Source organism: Amaricoccus sp. W119 (genome assembly GCF_047275745.1).
Taxonomy (GTDB): domain Bacteria; phylum Pseudomonadota; class Alphaproteobacteria; order Rhodobacterales; family Rhodobacteraceae; genus Amaricoccus.
This window is the reverse complement of record NZ_JBKQWU010000225.1, coordinates 1-532: the sequence shown is the minus strand read 5'-3', so window position 1 is coordinate 532 and position 532 is coordinate 1. Positions and strand designations below refer to the sequence as shown.

The following is a 532-nucleotide window of genomic DNA, read 5'->3' as shown; positions in this document are numbered from 1 at the left end:
GTTTCAGGGCGACGCTATGTCTGCGGTGTCGTCTTGTCATAGGACCTCCATATCCGAAGGCCCGACGTGGGGAAATTCAGCGGATCACATGGTCCACCCGTGGGGACGCACTCCAAGTTCAGACGCGCCCATCAACCCGCCGAGGTGTCCGGTTAAACAGGGGCAACACCAATGGGCCGTCGCAGGTTCCACGACACCAAGCTGAGCCCGCTTCTCGACGCCGCGCGCCACGCGGTCGCGATCGACGAGCGGCGCTGGGATTTCGAACCGACGCTGTGGCGGCTCGACGACATCGAGGGCGAGCCCGGCCTCGACCTGTCGCGGTACAAACAGGAGTGGTTTCCCGGTGTGCACGGCGCGGTCGGCGGTGGCTGTCCGGAGGTGAAGCTCTCGTCCGAGGCGCTGCTCTGGGTGCTCGAAGGCGCGCGGGAGCGGGGTCTCCGGGTCGATGGCGGCATGAAGCGCGGCTGGGGGGAGGCGGCGCGCTATGACGGGGATCTCCGCGCCGGATACAAGGGCGGCGGCGGACTGA

1 protein-coding gene is annotated in these 532 nt (G+C 67.5%); it reads left to right on the top strand.

The window, feature by feature from the left end:
• Positions 1-171: 171 nt before the first annotated feature.
• The coding region (locus ACLJK8_RS23130; protein ID WP_413152721.1) for a phospholipase effector Tle1 domain-containing protein at positions 172-532 on the top strand (361 nt) is incomplete at its 3' end.